The sequence below is a fragment of the Cyanobium sp. A1C-AMD genome (assembly GCF_024346495.1).
GTDB classification, from domain to species: domain Bacteria; phylum Cyanobacteriota; class Cyanobacteriia; order PCC-6307; family Cyanobiaceae; genus Cyanobium_A; species Cyanobium_A usitatum.
In genome coordinates this window covers 12621-28445 of record NZ_JAGQDB010000027.1, presented here as the reverse complement: position 1 = coordinate 28445, position 15825 = coordinate 12621, and the positions used below count along the sequence as shown (strand labels likewise).

The window sequence follows — 15825 nt, the reverse complement described above, 5'->3', positions numbered from 1 at the left end:
ATCACAGATCGCTTTTGATCCGCTCTATGTCGTTGTAGATTACAAACCAGTTATCACAGATTTAAACAATAAGCAGAGGATCGGCGAAGATGCGCTGATTGCTTGCTTAAACCCAAATGCCTCCATTGGTCACCGGAGCGCCATCAATCAATATACTCCCATCCTTAAAAGCACACCAAATATGGAGAACAATCAGCAACCACTCGAAGAACTCAAATTCAAAGTATGCAAGCGATTCGTAAGATTTCAAGATTACTTGAGCAAGTCAACCCCTCTTATCCCGAACGGCGTGAGTGGAGGTTAAAGAGTTCTGGCATGGCGGCGTAGAAGCCTTTTGTTCCTGCCTCACTTTTTGGCCGTGATGTACTGGTGCCCGTACCTGCCGTCGCAGTGGGTATTTGCGGTTGTCAAGCTCAGCGAGTTCACAGGTGATTTCGAGGAGCATCAGGCGCTTTATCGGGTCGCTTGGGGTTCTAATACAGGGTATGGGCGGCAATCCATTTCACCATTAATTCGCCAATGGACTCAATGGGCTCCTTGACCTCACCATCCCAGCGCAAGCAGTACAGGCGTATCTGCTCTTTGCAATGCCTGCTGCCGTTCCTGTGCCACCTGCTGCCCCCTCTGAGGAGTGGGAGTTCCTTGAGTGGAATGTCCTCAAGCCATCCCGCTCCTCAAGCGTCTGTATCACCTGCCAGCACTTCCGCTACGAGGTCGGCAGGCATTGCATCACCCTGTTGACCTGTCCGATTCATCAGGGTCTGATTCCTCAGGGAGAGCACCTGACCAAGCGGTGTTCTCAGTGGGTTGCTCGTCAGGAGGTGCGACAGGGGTGGTGTCCTGAGGGTGGGTGAAGACCGCAGGCCCCTGTGCTGAGCACTTTCTCGGGGATTTCTCTGCGTCTTAGAGTCCCTTCACCACCCATCCCTGCTCCTCCTCCGCTGTTGGAGAAAAGTTGGAACAGGGGTTGGAACACCTCCTCAAAAGGCAGACGGGCACTGGTTTATGGCAACCCACGAAATCTTCATGCCGGCCCTCTCCTCCACCATGACGGAGGGCAAGATCGTGGAGTGGCTGAAGCAGCCTGGCGACAAGGTTGAGCGCGGTGAGTCCGTGCTCGTTGTCGAGTCGGATAAGGCCGATATGGATGTGGAGTCTTTCAACGAGGGCTACCTGGCGGCTGTGTTGATGCCTGCCGGCGGCACGGCGCCGGTGGGCGAAACAATTGGCCTGATCGTCGAAACCGAGGCTGAGATTGCCGAGGTGGCAGCCAAGGCCCCTGCGGCACCTGCTGTCGCCCCCGCCCCAGCTGCTGCACCTGCACCCGCTGCACCCGTAACCCCGCCTCCTGCCCCGGTAACAGCCCCTGCCCCTGCACCAGCTATTGCTGTGGCGGCTCCGGTGGTGGCTCCCGCGTCGACGGCCAGCGGCAGGGTGGTGGCCTCGCCACGGGCCAAGAAGCTTGCCTCCCAATTGGGTGTCGATTTGGGTGCCCTGCGCGGCAGCGGTCCCCACGGCCGCATCCAGGCGGAAGACGTGATGGCTGCCACCGGTCAGCCGATCACGGTGCCGCGGGTTGCTGAGGGTTCAGGCCCCGCCTCCGCACCTGCCGCCGGCAATGGTGCAGCTGCGCCGGCCCCAGCTCCCGCCGGCGATGCCTTCGGCCGGCCCGGCGAGAGCGTGGGCTTCAACACGCTGCAAAACGCGGTCAACCGCAACATGGTCGCCAGCCTGGCGGTGCCCTGTTTCCGGGTGGGATACACAATCACCACCACCAAGCTCGACGCTTTTTACAAGCAGGTGAAGCCCAAGGGCGTCACGATGACCGCCCTGCTGGCCAAGGCCGTGGGCGTGGTGCTGGCGCGCCATCCCCAGGTAAATGCCGCCACCAGCGCCGATGGCACTGCCATGGCTTTCCCGGCCTCAGTGAATGTGGCCGTGGCCGTAGCCATGGAAGACGGCGGCCTGATCACTCCGGTGCTGGCCAACGCCGACAAGACCGATATCTACGCCATGGCCCGCAACTGGGCCGATCTGGTGGCGCGGGCCCGCAGCAAGCAGCTCCAGCCTGAGGAATACAGCACCGGCACTTTCACTCTCTCCAACCTGGGCATGTTTGGTGTGGATCGCTTCGACGCAATCCTGCCCCCAGGCACCGGCGCCATCCTGGCGGTGGCCGCCTCCCGGCCCGCAGTGGTGGCAGGTAAAGACGGCTCGATTCGGGTGGCCAATCAAATGCAGGTGAATCTCACCTGCGACCACCGCACGATTTATGGCGCCCAGGCGGCTGCCTTCCTCAAGGATCTGGCTCAGCTGATCGAGTCAAACCCCGAAAGCTTGGCGTTCTGAAGCCCCTATCTCGATGAAGCAGTCTGTGGCCCAACCCCTGCTCCGCAGGCTGTTAGGCAAGCCTCTGCCGCGCGCAGATGCCTCCGCTCAGCGCCTGCCCAGTGTGCAGGCTCTGCCGATTCTTTCTTCAGATGCTCTCTCCTCGGTGGCCTACGCAACCGAGGCTGCGCTTGGGGTTCTGGTGTTGGCCGGCAGCCAGACCCTGGGCCTGTCGCTGCCGATCACCGCAGCGATCGTTGTTTTGATCGCCATTGTGGTGTTCTCCTATCGCCAGACGATCGAGGCCTATCCCCAGGGAGGTGGCTCCTATGTGGTGGCCCGCGAAAACCTGGGCACCGGGCCTTCGCTGGTGGCGGCGGCAGCTCTTTTGGTGGATTACACCCTCACCGCGGCAGTGAGTCTGATGGCAGGTACTCAAGCCCTCTCCTCGCTTTTGCCAGCCCTGCTCCCCTACGAGGTGCCCTTGGCGCTACTGCTGCTCCTGGCTGTCGGATGGGCCAATCTGCGGGGCCTGCGCGAAGCCGGCCAGGCGTTCACCGTTCCCACCTACGCCTTTGTGGTGATGGTGGCGCTGCTGACGGTGTTCGGCCTCCACAACCTGGTGTTTGCCCATGGCTTTACGCCCGATGCGCCACCGGTGATCCGGGCGGTGGAGCCCCTGGGACTGTTTTTGCTACTTCGTGCCTTCAGCTCTGGCTGCTCTGCGATGACTGGAATTGAAGCCATCGCCAATGGAGTTTCGGTGTTTCGTGAACCGGCAGCTCGCCGGGCCCAGGCCACCTTGTTGGTAATGGGGGTAATGCTGGCCGCCATGTTCCTGGTCGTCAGTGGACTTGCTTTCCTCTACGGAGTGGCTCCTGATGCGGAGCGCACGGTGCTGGCCCAAATCGGCATGAGGGTGTTCGGTGCGGGCAGTCCACTGTTCTGGGCATTGCAGATCACCACTCTTCTGATCCTTGCCCTGGCAGCCAACACCGCCTTTGCGGGGTTCCCCCGATTGGCGGCGATGCTGGCCCATGACCGTTTCCTGCCTCGTCAGATGGGCTGGATTGGCGACAGGCTTGTATTTCAGAACGGTATCGCCGTGTTGCTGGTGACCACCGCTCTGATCATCCTCGTGTGCCGGGGTGACACCAGCGTGGCTGTGAACCTCTACGCCTTGGGCGTGTTCCTGGCCTTCACCCTTTCTCAGGCGGGCATGGTGGTGCGCTGGTGGCGGCTACGGGGTGCTGGCTGGCTGGGCCGAATGACGATGAATGCCTTGGGAGCACTCACGACCTTGGTGGTGCTGCTGGTGATTGTGGTGGGAAAATTTGCCGAGGGGGCCTGGATAGTGGTGATTGCTATCCCGCTCCTGGTGTGGCTGCTGGCTCGCATTCGGGGCCGCTATCACCGGGTTTATGCGGCTATTTCCCTGCCAGCCGAGGCGCAGGGCACAGTGCGTTTGCCTGATCGACGCGATCCGGTGGGCAACTGCAGCATCGTCTGGATTCCTTCCCTGTCACGTCCATCACTTGACGCCCTGCGCTACGCCGCCAAGGTGTCGGATCAGGTGATTGGGGTGTGGGTTCGCTCCGAGGAGGACGACCCTGCAATGATCCGCCGCGACTGGCAGCGGCTAGTAGGCGAGTCGCCCGGAATCCAATTGCATATTTTGGAAAGTCCCTTCTCGTCGCTGGTAGATCCGTTTGTGGCATTCGTGGCGTCTGAGGAGCAGCTTCACCCAGACGTCACCCACACGATTGTGATGCCAATGGCGATACCTCGTTACAGCTTTGATTCGCTACTTCTCAATCAACGCGGCATCAATATGCACAGAGCCCTAGATGCCAGCGGCAATCGCGTTTTTACCCTCGTGCGCTATTACCTTCCGGCATGAGCGATTCCGTCGATCTACGTCTCTCCAGTTACGACTTTCATCTGCCAGAGGAGCGCATCGCCCAGCGTCCCGTGGAGCCGCGCCATGCGGCGAGGCTGCTGGTGGTGGAGCCAGGCGGGGCTAGTCCTGCGCCCCATGCTCGCCATCTGAGCGTTTGGGACCTGCAGCAGGAGCTGCGGCCCGGCGACCTACTGGTGGTGAACAACACAAGGGTGCTTCGGGCTCGGCTGGAGGCGCGCCGGCCCAGTGGCGGCTCCGTGGAACTGCTGGTGCTGGAGCCTTGGCATGGCGGGCAGGGCCAGTGGCTCTGCCTGGCTAAACCCGCCAAGAAGCTCAAGCCTGGTGATTGGATCGAGGTGGTGGCCGAAGGCCAGCCGCCGCTGCCCTTGCAGGTACTTGGCAGCGACCCCGATACGGGCGGGCGGATTGTGCAGTTTCCGGGGGAGTGCGCCGATGCGGCGGCATTGGAGCCGCTGCTGGTGCAGTACGGCGCCATCCCCCTGCCGCCCTATATCCACGAGCACGACGAAAGCGACAACGAGCGCTATCAGACCCGCTACGCCGCCAAGCCTGGGGCTGTTGCTGCGCCAACAGCGGGGCTGCACCTCAGCGACGAACTGCTGGCGGCGATCCGCGGCCGTGGTGTGGAGCTGGCCACCACCACCCTGCACGTGGGCTTGGGCACCTTTCGCCCCGTGGAAACGGAAGACCTAAGTCAACTCCAGCTGCACAGTGAGTGGGTGGAGGTGACCCCAGAGCTGGTGGCGGCTGTTGCCGCCTGCCGCGCCCGTGGCGGCCGGGTAATAGCCATCGGCACCACCTCAGTGCGCAGCCTCGAGGCGGTGGCCCAGCTGCATGGCGGCGAGCTGCGGCCCCACACGGGGCCGGTGAATCTGGTAATCCAGCCGGGCTACAGGTTTGCCGTGGTGCAGGGGCTGCTAACCAACTTCCACCTGCCCAAGAGCTCCTTGCTGCTACTGGTGAGTGCCCTGCTAGGCCGCGAGCGCCTTTTGGCTCTTTATGCCGAGGCGATCGCCCGGGAGTACCGCTTCTTCTCCTACGGCGATGCCATGTGGATTGCGCCGGAAGTGGTGCTCAGCTCGGCAAGGCCATAAAAAAGCCCCCGGGGAACCCGGGGGCTTGGCCTCAATGACGTTGCAACGCCTGGAGGGGTTTCGCCTCAGGCGGCAGCCAGGTTGGCGGCCACGAAGTCCCAGTTCACCAGCTTCTCGAGGTAGGTGGTCATGTAGTCGGGACGGCGGTTCTGGTAGTCGAGGTAGTAGGCGTGCTCCCATACATCCATGGTGAGCAGGGCCTTCTGGCCGTGGGCCAGGGGCAGGTCGGCATTGGCGGTCTTGGTGACTTTCAGGGTGCCGCCATCGAGCACAAGCCAGGCCCAGCCGCTGCCGAACTGGGTGGCACCGGCGGTTTTGAACTGCTCGACGAAGGCCTCGTAGCTGCCGAAATCAGCATTGATCTTTTCGGCTAGGGCGCCGGTGGGCTGGCCACCACCACCGGGCTTCATGCACTGCCAATAAAAGCTGTGGTTCCACACCTGAGCTGCGTTGTTGAAAATGCCGGCCTTGCCAGCATCACCAGCCACTGCGGTGATGGTGTCTTCCAGGCTCTTGGCCTCCAGGTCGGTGCCAGCCACGAGGTTGTTGAGGTTGGTCACGTAGGCAGCGTGGTGCTTGCCGTGGTGAAACTCCAGGGTGGAGCGGGAAATGTTGGGCTCGAGCGCATCGAGGCCGTAGGGCAGCGCGGGCAGCGTGTGAGCCATGGAGAGGAAAAAGACGAAGGGGTGGGCAGGAGGGGCGGCGCGCCAGCATCCAGCCAGAGCGCCCATCCTAACGATCCCCGCCCGCAGCTCAGCCGCCGATGCGCAACAGCTCGACCTCGAAAGTGAGGGTGGCGTTGGGGGGGATAACGCCGCCGGCGCCACGATCGCCGTAGGCCAGATCGGGTGGAATCACCAGCTTGCGCTTACCGCCCACCTTCATGCCAGCCACACCCTCATCCCAGCCCTGGATTACCCGGCCGCCGCCAAGGGGAAAGGAGAAGGGACCGCGGCCGTAGCTGCTGTCGAATTCCGTGCCGTTGGCCAGGGTGCCCCGGTAGTTCACGGCCACGGTCTGGCCGGCGATGGCTTCAGCGCCGTCGCCGACTACCAGGTCGGTGATGCGCAGGCCGCTGGGGGTGGTGCGCTCTTTAGGAGCGTTGAGTTCACCGCCGAGGCCGCTGGCCTGGGCGATCTCAGCGCCGTTGGTTTGATCGTTTTCGCTGGCCATCACAAAAAGGGTGGGGTTGGGGTCGTCGGGGTCGAGCTCGAAGCTGCTGCTCACGGCTGGCCGCGCTTGGGCTGAAAACAGGGAGGCCATGGCTTGGCCACCGGCGCTGGCCGCATCAACTCTGGCCGCGTCAACCACGGTGGGATTGACCAGCTGGCTCACCAGAGCCAGCAGCAGACAGGCCACGCAGACAGCGGAGCTGATCAGGATGTCGCGCATGGGACTCCAAGTACTGGACTGATTCTGACGGGCAGACGGATAGCCAGGGCTGATCAGTCGGGAATTTCGATCTCGCCAGGCATTTCATTGCCTGGGCGCTGACGCAGGCTGCGTTCAAGCCGGTCGAGTCGGCCCCGCAGCTCATCAAGTTCGCGCTGACGAGCCAGGCCTAGGTCTTGCAGGAGCTGGTCTTTATTGCGCTCCAGCTGGCGCTCGGCCTGCTGCTCTAGCTCGGGGGTTTCGCCCCGCAGGGCTTTGAGTACGTCGTCGACTAGGGCTGGAGCCTGGCTGGGATCGAGCTTGCCGCTGCGCACCCAGGCCTGGGTCACGCTGCGCAGCCGCTCTGACACCAGGGAGGTGGTGCCGAGGCCGCGCAGCAGCAGTTGTTGGAGGGGGTTGTTCGGATCCATGGCGGCTTGATTCCCCAGACACCCTGGCGCTTCCTACTCTTGCTTGCCATGGGCAATGACCGGCTGGGGAGGTGGTGGCTGGCGCTGGCCTCGGGGCTGCTGGCCGGGCTGGCGCTGCCGCCTCTTGGCATGCCTCCCCTGCTCTGGCTGGCCCTGGTGCCCCTGTGGGCCCTGGCTGGCTCAGCCCTCGGCGCTTGGGGTGGGGCCCTGTGGGGAGCTGCCGCCGTGCTGGTGAGTCACCGCTGGTTGCTAGGTCTCCATCCCCTCGATTGGATCGGCGTACCGGGCCCCTTGAGCCTGCCCCTGGCCCTGTTGTTGCTATTGCTTTGTGCCCTGGCGGGAGCACTGCTGGTGGCCCTCTGGGTGCTGCTGGCGCGGCGCCTGGACCCGCGCCGCTTCAGCAGCGCCCTGCTGTTAGCCGCTGGCTGGGGGCTGGTTGAGGTGCTGCTGGCCAAAGGGCCCCTGTTTTGGCTGGGGCTGGGGGCTGCTGCCCTACCCGGCGATCGCCCCTTGGCGGGCTTGGCTGCCCTTGGTGGTGGTGGCCTGCTGGCGGCGGTGCAGTTGCTGCTGGGTTGGTGCCTCTGGCGCTGCTGCACCGCCCCTCAGCGCCGCCGCTGGCTTGTGGTTACAACCGCTGCCGTGCTGCTCAGCCACGGCGCCGGTGCTGCTGCCCTAGCGGCCATGCCCCTGCGGGGGGAGGGCGACAGCGAGCGAGTGCTGGTGCTGCAGCCGGCGATTCCCACCCGTCGCAAGTTTCAGTGGGACCAGCAGCAGCGGCTGCAGCAGCGCCTGGCGGCCGCCTTGGCGGAGGCGGCCCAGCGCTCGGTGGATGTGGTTGTGCTGCCGGAGGGGGCCCTCGGCCTTGAGCCCCAGCTGCCGCAGCCGGTGCCGGTGGAGCTGATCAGCGGCGGCTTCCGCTTGCAGGAGGTGGCGGGGGAGCCCGAGCAGCGCAGCGCCCTGTTGCGCCTGGCGCCAGGGGAAAGCCGGGCGAGTGGCTGGCTCGATAAGCATCGGCTGGTGCCCCTGGGGGAATGGGTGCCCCTAGCCGACCTAGCTCGCTGGAGCGGCCTTTCGGCCGTGGGCGGCCTGCAGCCAGGAGCGCCATCTCGGCTGCTACAGCGGCCAGCTGGATCTATCGGCGGGGCAATTTGCTACGAGCTATCCGATGGTGCCTCCCTGGCTGCCGCCGCCCGCGATGGAGCCGGCTGGCTGCTGGCCAGCGCCAACCTCGATCCCTACCCGCTGCTGCTCCAGCAGCAGTTTCAGGCCCTGGCCCAGCTGCGGGCCATCGAAACGGGCCGCTGGCTGGTGAGTGCCGCCAACACGGGGCCCAGCCTGCTGGTGAATAGCCGCGGCCTGCCCGTGGCCTCGCTGCCTTCCGGGCGGGCAGCCACCGGTGTGTTCACCGTGCCCCGCCTGCAGACCCCCAGCCCCTACGACCGCTGGGGAGAACTTCCCTTGCTACTGGTGCTGGTGGGGGCAGCTTGGCGCAGATGGGGCTGAGGGATCACCTGCTTCGGCGTAGCTGCCGGAGCCAGTCGCTGGGTTGATCGCCGCTGCGGGCGGTGATGTTCAGCATCGACTGGGCTAGGGGCCAGCCCCCTAGCCGCAGGACTCCCCAGAGATGGGCCGCCACTGCCACGCCAACCAACATCCAGGCCAGCAGATGCAGGTGATAGGCGAGATGGTGAAGTTGGCCGTTGCGCAACCAGTCTTCTTGCATCAACTTGCCGCTGCCTATCGCCAGTCCTAGGGCCAGCAGGGGTAGGGAGTTGCTGGGACGTTGCAGCCGGCGCCGCCCCAGGGTGCAGGCGTAGACAGCCAGCAGCCCCGCAAACGGCAACAACACCACGCCCAAGCTGCCGTGGATGTCAATCCAGTCGCCCGGCAGCTGCAGTGGTAGCCGCCCCCAGCGTCCGTCATAACGGCTGTAAACCACCAGGCCCGTTAGCCAGCAACCCAGCACGGCCAGTGCGCTGCAGCCATGCAGGGCGCGCAGCAGGGAGGGTTGATAGGGGCCTTTTTGGGGAGGGCTGGGCCTCACAGGAGCGCTGCTCATTGTTTTTTTTGCATTGCCGCCCTATCTCGCAGACGGGGGTTCAAAAGCGTCCCAATGGTGTGGCCAAGGGCGACCAAAGCAACGCCACCGGCCAGGCTCGCCAGCAACAACAGCGCGCTTTCCCCTGGTTTGCCGGCCTGCATGGCTCTTGCCAGGTCCAACATCCAGGTGCAGAAGGTGGTGAGGGCCCCGCAGAAGCCGATGCCTGCCCACAGCATCAGCCTTTTGCGCCGGGTGGCTTGGGCCAAAACCACACCCAGTAGTAGGCAGCCCAGCATGTTGGCGACCACATCGGCCTCCAGTTGCCAGCGCAGTAGGGCGCCGGGGATGGCGCCGCCGGCCACCAGGGCCAGGTCGCGCAAATCGCCCTGCAGGCTGCGGCTTGGCATGGTGCTCATGGCTGAGCGCCCAGGCTGAGGCCCGCCAGCATCGCCAGCAGCCCTCCTGTCACCGATCCTCCAGCGAGCACTGCAGCCTCGCGCCAATGCCGCTTGCCCAGCTCGATCCAGAGCTCGGCGCTGAAGCTGGAGAAGGTGCTGAAACTACCCAGGAAGCCGGTGCCCAGAAGAAGCAATGCTCTGCGGGAGGCTTCGCCGCAGCTCTGCTCTAGGCCCACAATCAGCCCTAGGGCAAAGCAGGCGATCACATTGACCCCAAAGGTGCCCCAGTGCCGGCTGGGCAGCACGGGCTCCAGGTGATCCACCACCCGGAAGCGGAGCCAGGCGCCGGGAACGGCGCCGATCGCCACCAGGAGGGCATCAGCCTCTGATGCTCCTGCGGCCATTGCTGTCCAACAACGCCTTGCCAGTCTGCCCCCGGCAAGGGAGCTCAGGGTCTAGTTGCGGTGGGATCGGGTTCTTGGCGGCGGAATAGTCCGTCGAGGTAATGGCGAGCCACGGCCCGGTCTGGGCAGCCGTGCTGGAAGAGAAAGCCGGCCAGGGCTGCCTGCATCAGGCGGTATTGATCCCACTGCGGGTGAACCCGGACAAACTCCCGCATGGCGTCGTACAGCTCCTCAGGGAACTGGTTTTCAACTGAAACAAAGGCGGGGGCGTGTTCCGGGATCTGCAGCATGGCGGCTTCGGCCTGGGTCCCCCATCACCCCACGCCAGGCGCTCATCCGTCAAAGGCTGCCCCGGGAGGCGAGTCCGGCAAGACGCACGGCCGCCAGTACCGGCCCATGGGCGCTTTCGGGGTTTGGGAGCTGCGGCTTCAGGCTCGGAAGTGTTGCTTGGAGACGCGTCAAGGGGAGGGCCGTTTTCCCCATCCAGAACCAAAAGGATCAGGACGAGCGGCGGATATTGAGCCGCCGTTCTGTGGAAAAACCTACGCAAAGCTGGGGATAAGGGCGCTTGACTGGGGAAAAGCCCACTGCTCAGCAGTGGTGATCAATCCCGGGCGGGCCTGCAGGAACCCATATGGCCGGCTCCGATCGAGCGCAACCATGGCTTCAAGATCTGTTACGATCACTTCAAGTTTCGTAACTAACGAACATTCATGGCTGAATCCACCACCCGCTTCGGTTTTGTCGCTTTCGCTGAAACCTGGAATGGTCGTCTCGCCATGCTCGGTTTCGTTATCGGACTTGGCACCGAGCTCCTCACCGGTCAAGGAATCTTGGGCCAACTGGGTTTGGGCTGAATCCACTCGGGCTCAGCGCAACAGCCTTCTGAGCTTTTCCCGGGCAGTGAAAACTGCCCGTTTTTTTGTGTTCTTGCAGCCAGGCCCTGCTGCTGACGGTTGCCTAGCTGGCAATCTGCTTGGCGGCAATCACCGCCAAGAAAGGATCCCCTTTTTGGCCAAGCCAGCCGAGAGCTCCTGGAGCTGCTGTCTCTTCCGCCACCAGTTCCGGCCTGCCCCAACCTTGAGCCATCAATACTTGGGCCACGTAGGCCAGGTGATCACGGTCGCCGCCGTCGGTCCAGATCTGGGGCGCTTTTTGAAAGAACATCCGGTTGCTGAACGCCACGATCACTTCCCCCCTGGGCCGGACCACCCGCAGCAACTCTGCAGCTACAGCTTCCGGTTGTTGAAGGTATTGCCAGCCGGCCACGATCAGAGCCACATCAACGCTGTCGTTGGCTAGCGGTAGCTGCTGATCAACGTTGAGGTTTTGCACCCAATGGCGATCAAGGCGCGGATTGGCTTTGAGCTCTTCGGCATTGAGGCCATGGCCGATCACCTCTTGATAGGCGATGTCCTCTGGCAGATGGCTCACCCAGCTGCTCATCAGATCCAGCACGGTTGCGCAAGGGGGGATGCGCTCGCGGTACAGAGAGGTCAGCCGGGCGCGGAAGCTGGCATCGAGGTGCTGTACGAGGCGGGGCTCGGCGTAAAAAAGAGCGTCGTCTGAGCGATCGAGCTTGTAACGGTCGGCTTCGTTAAGCACCGGTACGGGCGCAACCATGGTCACGGAGTGGGGTGTTTAGAGCAGAATTGGATCATGGCGGAGCTGCAAAGCGGCTGCGACTTATCAGATCTGGCTCCTTGGCGCTAGACTCTGCAAATCTCCTTAACAATTGGATCGTCGCCGCATGTTCACGCTTGAGAAGGCAACCCAGATCTTTCCCGATACAGCTTCAGCTGACGTCGTGCCTGCGATCACGGCCCGCTTTCGCTTGCTGAGCGCGGAGGACCAACTGGCTCTGATCTGGTACGCCTATCTCGAAATGGGCAACACGATCACCGTTGCCGCCCCTGGCGCAGCGCGGATGCAGTTTGCCGAGCCTGTGCTCAACCAAATCAAGGTGATGAACTTCGCTGAGCAAAGCCAGGTGATGTGCGAGCTTGCCAATCGCGCCGATACCCAAATCGGTCGCACCTACGCCTGCTGGTCGGTGAACATCAAGCTGGGCTTCTGGTACCAGTTGGGCGAATGGATGGCCGCCGGTTTGGTTGCTCCGATCCCCGAGGGCTATCAGCTGTCGCCCAACGCTTCTGCGGTGCTCAGCTCAGTTAAAGCTGTCGATCAGGGTCAGCAGATCACCCTGCTGCGCAACTTTGTGGTGGATATGGGCTACGACCCCGCCAAAGGCGAAGGACAGCGGGTCATGGAGCCCATTGCCGCTCCCACTCCCCAGGAGCAGCGCAAGCGGGTGTTCATCGAGGGCGTTATCAACCCAACGGTGAACAGCTATATGGACCTGCTGAACGCCAACGACTTCGACAACCTGATCGAGCTGTTTCTGACGGATGGTGCCCTACAGGCCCCTTTCCAGAAGCCAATCGTGGGTCGTGACGCGATCCTTCGCTTCTTCCGTGAAGACTGCCAAAATCTGCAGCTTCTTCCTGAGCGCGGTTTCGCTGAACCCACAGAAGGCAACTTCACCCAAATCAAGGTGACTGGCAAGGTCCAGACCCCCTGGTTTGGAGCTGGCGTTGGTATGAACGTTGCTTGGCGTTTCCTGCTCAACCCTGACGGCAAGATCTACTTCGTGGCCATCGATCTGTTGGCTTCCCCTGCAGATTTGCTGAAATTCGGCCGTTGAGCGCAGTCAGCCGCAAGGGGCTTCTGCTTGCCGCACTGATAACGATGGGTTGGCTGGTCAGCCTTGCTGGCCTGCTGAGCTGGGATTTAAACGCCACGCAGCTGGCCAGACCATCGGTCTGGCTGGCCATCTTTTTTGGAGTGGTTGGCCGCACCCTGCTGCAAACAGGCCTATTCATCGTTGGTCATGACGCCATGCATGGGGTGTTGTGGCCCCATTGGCGCTATGGCAATGCCTTGCTGGGCAGGATCGCCCTGGGCCTATATGCGGCGCTTCCTTACCAAGCCTGTTGCCGCAACCATCAACACCACCATCTATTCACTGCTAGCGCCTCTGACCCTGATTTCCACGGGGATCCAGCCGCAGGGGCCATTGCTTGGTATGCCCGCTTCATGGCTGGCTATCTCACCTGGGGCCAGATGGGCCGGTTACTTATGGGCTGGACAGTGTTGGCCTTGATCGCCTGCCGCTTGGCTCCATTCGGCTGGCTGAATGTGCTGCTGTTTTGCACCTTGCCCCTGCTGCTCAGCTCGCTGCAGTTGTTTGTTTTCGGCACCTACCTGCCCCATCGAGGCCAGCGTTTGCCCCAGCGTCGCCCCCACGCCGATAGCCTCGAATTGGCTCCATGGCTTTCTTTACTGGCCTGTTTCCACTTCGGTTATCACCGGGAGCACCATGACGCCCCGACGCTTGCCTGGTTTGAACTTCCGGCCCAGCGGCGTAGGTCTCGCAGCAGGCTGACTCCCCGACTAGCCTCGCTGCTAAGGGAGAGGGCCCAATTCACATGATGGACACTATGCTTGAGGGTTGGACAGATACGGAGCAGTCAGTTGCCCGCGAAGCCTTCGACCGTGCCTACACCAGGGCAGTGCAGCAGCTAGTGGCTCAGGTGCGTGCCAGGGCCGACGAACTTGAAGATGCTGAAACCGTATGGCAGCTGCACGATTACCTGAGTATCGAGCGCCACACGATCGAAGGTCGCTTTGATTTCCGCCTCGACGGCATCCTGTTCGTGTTTGCCAGCTTGGTAAAAGACAGCCTGTTGCAGCTCGACGAACTGAATGGTCTAGAAGCCGAGAAGCTGGCCAAGATCGTGGCCATGTCCCGCTTCTAGCCCTCAAGTGATTGAGCGGTTGCGCTGATCGGGCATTGGCCTTGGGCTGGGCGGCTCGAAGGCAGGCAACAGGCTGTTAACCCCCAGCATCACGAAGCCAAGGGCCCCAAGCAGGGCTAGCAGTCTTAGCAGCCAGGGACGCCCCTGGTCGATGGGCCAATCGTCTTGATCCTCCATTGATGGAGGCAAGGGCTTGCGGTTGCGCATCAGATATAGAACATTGGCAATGGCTGCTTGAAGGCATCTTGCTCGCGCAGCAGTTGGGCCAGGGTGGTTGCGGTGAGAAGGGCTTCCTTTGTGGCTTCCAGTTTTTGCTCTAGAGCTGCAAGCACCAGGAAGGCCGGATCATCTGGTTCTCTTTGCGGATCCGTGCTGCTGCTGCCTTCAAGCGCAGCCACTACATCGGCCACGGTGATGTTGTCTGGATTGAGGGCGAGTTGAAAGCCACCCTTCGGTCCGCGGATGCTGTTTAGCAGTCCGGCCTTGCGCAGGCCGGTGAGCATTTGCTCGAGATAGCGTTCGGGAATGGCATGGCGCTTGCAGATCTCGCCGGTTTGAACCAAGTCTCCAGTGGCGTAAGCCCCGGCGAGGTCTATGAGGGCGACCAATCCATATTGGGTTTTGGCGCTGAAGCCCATGGGCTTGCAATCGTCAACTGCCATTCTGCCAGCTAAACAACGCTGGGTGGGTAGGAAATCCCTAAGGGCAGTCAACTGGTTGCGCCAAAAGCCCCCAAACCAAGAGGAGGCTGGTGAGAGCGGAGATCTGGGTAGGCCATCTCCCCTATTCCCGTAAGGCTGCAAGCCCTTTGCCCAGATAGGCTTTAGGGGTTGGGGGAGAAAAGGTAGTGACGAAGCAGGAAGATCTAATTCAACGGGCGTTGCAGGAGTCGGAGCAGCGCTAACGGCGTCTTTTTGAGTCTGCCCAAGATGGCATTCTGATAATTGATGCGTTGACTGGCTTAATTCTGGAGGTCAATCCCTAACTCTGCGATCTACTTGGTTGTCCCTCTGCTGAATTTGTGGGTTTGAAGTTGTGGGGGATTGGCGCTGTTTCGGGAAAGGGACTACTCCTTCCCCCAATCTTTGACCCGCCACGCCCAGCCCTAGCTGAACTTCTTAATTGAGCTAGTGGGTTGCCCCCAGTTACATCATCGACTAACCATCAAAAAACCCAGGGCTAGCCTGGGTTTCGATATGGAGCCAAGCGGATTCGAACCGCTGACCCCCTGCATGCCATGCAGGTGCTCTACCAGCTGAGCTATGGCCCCGATAGGACGCCATGGCAACGGAATGCTGGTCATTCCGCTTGGCTTGTGGCCTTGCCTTGCGCTAACTGAGCTTACAACGCCATCCGTTTAGACCTGGCGCCAGACGGCCACTAGCTTGCCCTGCACCGTTACCTGGTCGGCGGGGAGCACGATTGGGGCATAGGCGGGGTTGGCTGCTTCCAGGGTCACCGTGGCTCCGCTGCGGTGGAAGTGCTTCAAGGTGGTGCCACTGCCTGGCACCAGGGCGCTGACAATCGTGCCTGCTTTGAGCCGGCTCGGGTCGCTGACAGGTTCAAGCAGCACCACGTCCCCGTCGGCGATGTGGGCGTCCACCATTGAATCGCCATTCACGGTGAGGGCAAAAAGGCCGCGGGTATCGAGCACGGGGGCCAGGTCGAGGCGCTCCTGGATGTCGTCGAAGGTTTCAACCAAGCCGCCGGCGGCCACGGCGCCGAGCACCGGGATGCCGCTGGCCATTCCGCCCAGCAGCTGAAGGGTGCGGGCTTGGCCCTCTTGCCAGGTGATCCAGCCCTTCTGCTGCAGGTGGCGCAGGCGGCTCTGGATCGGCGCCGGAGAGCGCAGCCCCATCGCTTCCATCATTTGGCGGATCGAGGGGCTGTGGCGGTTGCTGCCGATGTAGTCGCTAAGCCAGTCGTATAGCTCTTGCTGGGCAGAGGAGAGCTCCTGCTGGACTTGGTTGTTGCTGGGATGGGGCACGGACGCCACGTCGCTGATACAGATGTACCGCC

General features: G+C 62.4%; 20 protein-coding genes, 1 tRNA gene and 1 pseudogene. 10 read left to right on the top strand and 12 right to left on the bottom strand.

From position 1 onward, the window contains the following. The 4 genes from KBY74_RS06525 to queA form a co-directional block, all read left to right on the top strand. The coding region (locus tag KBY74_RS06525; protein WP_254941992.1) for a hypothetical protein at positions 1 to 304 on the top strand (304 nt) is incomplete at its 5' end. A gap of 701 nt (positions 305 to 1005) precedes the next feature. Beyond that, positions 1006 to 2349, top strand: coding sequence for a dihydrolipoamide acetyltransferase family protein (locus KBY74_RS06515; protein ID WP_254941990.1), 1344 nt, complete (start codon positions 1006 to 1008; stop codon positions 2347 to 2349). A gap of 13 nt (positions 2350 to 2362) precedes the next feature. Then, on the top strand, positions 2363 to 4228 hold the full coding sequence (locus KBY74_RS06510; RefSeq protein WP_254941989.1) for an APC family permease: 1866 nt from the start codon (positions 2363 to 2365) through the stop codon (positions 4226 to 4228). Beyond that, entirely contained in the window at positions 4225 to 5343 is a 1119-nt protein-coding gene (queA, locus tag KBY74_RS06505; protein WP_254941988.1) for a tRNA preQ1(34) S-adenosylmethionine ribosyltransferase-isomerase QueA, read from the top strand. The genes KBY74_RS06510 and queA overlap by 4 nt, the downstream gene beginning before the upstream one ends. A 65-nt stretch (positions 5344 to 5408) precedes the next feature. Here queA and KBY74_RS06500 read toward each other — a convergent pair whose 3' ends face one another. The 3 genes from KBY74_RS06500 to KBY74_RS06490 all read right to left on the bottom strand — a co-directional run bounded on the left by KBY74_RS06500 (position 5409) and on the right by KBY74_RS06490 (position 7145). Beyond that, entirely contained in the window at positions 5409 to 6008 is a 600-nt protein-coding gene (locus KBY74_RS06500; RefSeq protein ID WP_254941987.1) for a superoxide dismutase, read from the bottom strand. Between the two features lie 88 nt (positions 6009 to 6096). Beyond that, a complete protein-coding gene (locus KBY74_RS06495) occupies positions 6097 to 6735 on the bottom strand; it encodes an FKBP-type peptidyl-prolyl cis-trans isomerase (protein ID WP_254941986.1) in 639 nt (212 codons plus the stop codon). Positions 6736 to 6788: 53 nt separating this feature from the next. Then, a complete protein-coding gene (locus KBY74_RS06490; protein ID WP_106502258.1) occupies positions 6789 to 7145 on the bottom strand; it encodes a phasin family protein in 357 nt (118 codons plus the stop codon). 48 nt (positions 7146 to 7193) lie between these two features. Here KBY74_RS06490 and lnt point away from each other — a divergent pair, with 48 nt between their 5' ends. Further along, positions 7194 to 8648, top strand: coding sequence for an apolipoprotein N-acyltransferase (gene lnt, locus KBY74_RS06485; RefSeq protein ID WP_254941985.1), 1455 nt, complete (start codon positions 7194 to 7196; stop codon positions 8646 to 8648). A gap of 4 nt (positions 8649 to 8652) precedes the next feature. On the opposite strand, the gene KBY74_RS06480 is transcribed toward lnt, so the two are convergent. The 4 genes from KBY74_RS06480 to KBY74_RS06465 are packed head-to-tail and all read right to left on the bottom strand — an operon-like array spanning position 8653 to position 10278. Further along, positions 8653 to 9204 carry a cytochrome B gene (locus KBY74_RS06480; protein WP_254941984.1) on the bottom strand — a complete coding sequence of 184 codons (552 nt, stop codon included), beginning with the start codon at positions 9202 to 9204 and terminating at the stop codon, positions 8653 to 8655. Next, positions 9201 to 9602, bottom strand: coding sequence for a CrcB family protein (locus tag KBY74_RS06475; protein WP_254941983.1), 402 nt, complete (start codon positions 9600 to 9602; stop codon positions 9201 to 9203). Before KBY74_RS06475 ends, KBY74_RS06480 begins: the two co-directional genes overlap by 4 nt. Beyond that, positions 9599 to 9988, bottom strand: a complete 390-nt coding sequence (locus KBY74_RS06470; RefSeq protein ID WP_254941982.1) for a CrcB family protein — start codon at positions 9986 to 9988, stop codon at positions 9599 to 9601. Before KBY74_RS06470 ends, KBY74_RS06475 begins: the two co-directional genes overlap by 4 nt. Positions 9989 to 10032: 44 nt before the next feature. After that, positions 10033 to 10278, bottom strand: coding sequence for a DUF2811 domain-containing protein (locus tag KBY74_RS06465; protein ID WP_254941981.1), 246 nt, complete (start codon positions 10276 to 10278; stop codon positions 10033 to 10035). A 423-nt stretch (positions 10279 to 10701) separates the two neighbouring features. On the opposite strand from KBY74_RS06465, the gene KBY74_RS06460 reads away from it, so the two are divergent. After that, entirely contained in the window at positions 10702 to 10845 is a 144-nt protein-coding gene (locus KBY74_RS06460) for a chlorophyll a/b-binding protein (RefSeq protein ID WP_242036302.1), read from the top strand. A 103-nt stretch (positions 10846 to 10948) separates the two neighbouring features. Here KBY74_RS06460 and KBY74_RS06455 read toward each other — a convergent pair whose 3' ends face one another. Next, entirely contained in the window at positions 10949 to 11611 is a 663-nt protein-coding gene (locus KBY74_RS06455; RefSeq protein ID WP_254941994.1) for a class I SAM-dependent methyltransferase, read from the bottom strand. Between the two features lie 127 nt (positions 11612 to 11738). On the opposite strand from KBY74_RS06455, the gene KBY74_RS06450 reads away from it, so the two are divergent. From KBY74_RS06450 to KBY74_RS06440, 3 genes are read left to right on the top strand one after another with little or no spacing between them, the layout of a single operon-like run. Further along, positions 11739 to 12692, top strand: a complete 954-nt coding sequence (locus KBY74_RS06450; RefSeq protein WP_254941980.1) for an orange carotenoid-binding protein — start codon at positions 11739 to 11741, stop codon at positions 12690 to 12692. A 44-nt stretch (positions 12693 to 12736) separates the two neighbouring features. Further along, a complete protein-coding gene (locus KBY74_RS06445; protein WP_254941979.1) occupies positions 12737 to 13480 on the top strand; it encodes a fatty acid desaturase in 744 nt (247 codons plus the stop codon). Further along, a complete protein-coding gene (locus KBY74_RS06440; RefSeq protein ID WP_254941978.1) occupies positions 13477 to 13806 on the top strand; it encodes a hypothetical protein in 330 nt (109 codons plus the stop codon). The genes KBY74_RS06445 and KBY74_RS06440 overlap by 4 nt, the downstream gene beginning before the upstream one ends. 3 nt (positions 13807 to 13809) lie before the next feature. Here KBY74_RS06440 and KBY74_RS06435 read toward each other — a convergent pair whose 3' ends face one another. Beyond that, complete coding sequence (locus tag KBY74_RS06435) at positions 13810 to 14013, bottom strand: hypothetical protein (RefSeq protein WP_254941977.1); 204 nt, start codon at positions 14011 to 14013, stop codon at positions 13810 to 13812. Beyond that, entirely contained in the window at positions 14013 to 14468 is a 456-nt protein-coding gene (locus tag KBY74_RS06430) for an Rrf2 family transcriptional regulator (protein ID WP_254941976.1), read from the bottom strand. The genes KBY74_RS06435 and KBY74_RS06430 overlap by 1 nt, the downstream gene beginning before the upstream one ends. 251 nt (positions 14469 to 14719) lie before the next feature. Between KBY74_RS06430 and KBY74_RS13855 the strand changes: the two are divergent. Beyond that, positions 14720 to 14791 (top strand): annotated as a pseudogene (locus KBY74_RS13855) (hypothetical protein); the annotation flags it as partial. A gap of 212 nt (positions 14792 to 15003) precedes the next feature. On the opposite strand, the gene KBY74_RS06425 reads toward KBY74_RS13855, so the two are convergent. Together KBY74_RS06425 and lexA are read right to left on the bottom strand one after the other, a co-directional pair. Next, a tRNA-Ala gene (locus tag KBY74_RS06425) sits at positions 15004 to 15076 on the bottom strand. Positions 15077 to 15163: 87 nt separating this feature from the next. After that, positions 15164 to 15793, bottom strand: coding sequence for a transcriptional repressor LexA (gene lexA, locus KBY74_RS06420; RefSeq protein WP_106502245.1), 630 nt, complete (start codon positions 15791 to 15793; stop codon positions 15164 to 15166). Positions 15794 to 15825: the final 32 nt, after the last annotated feature.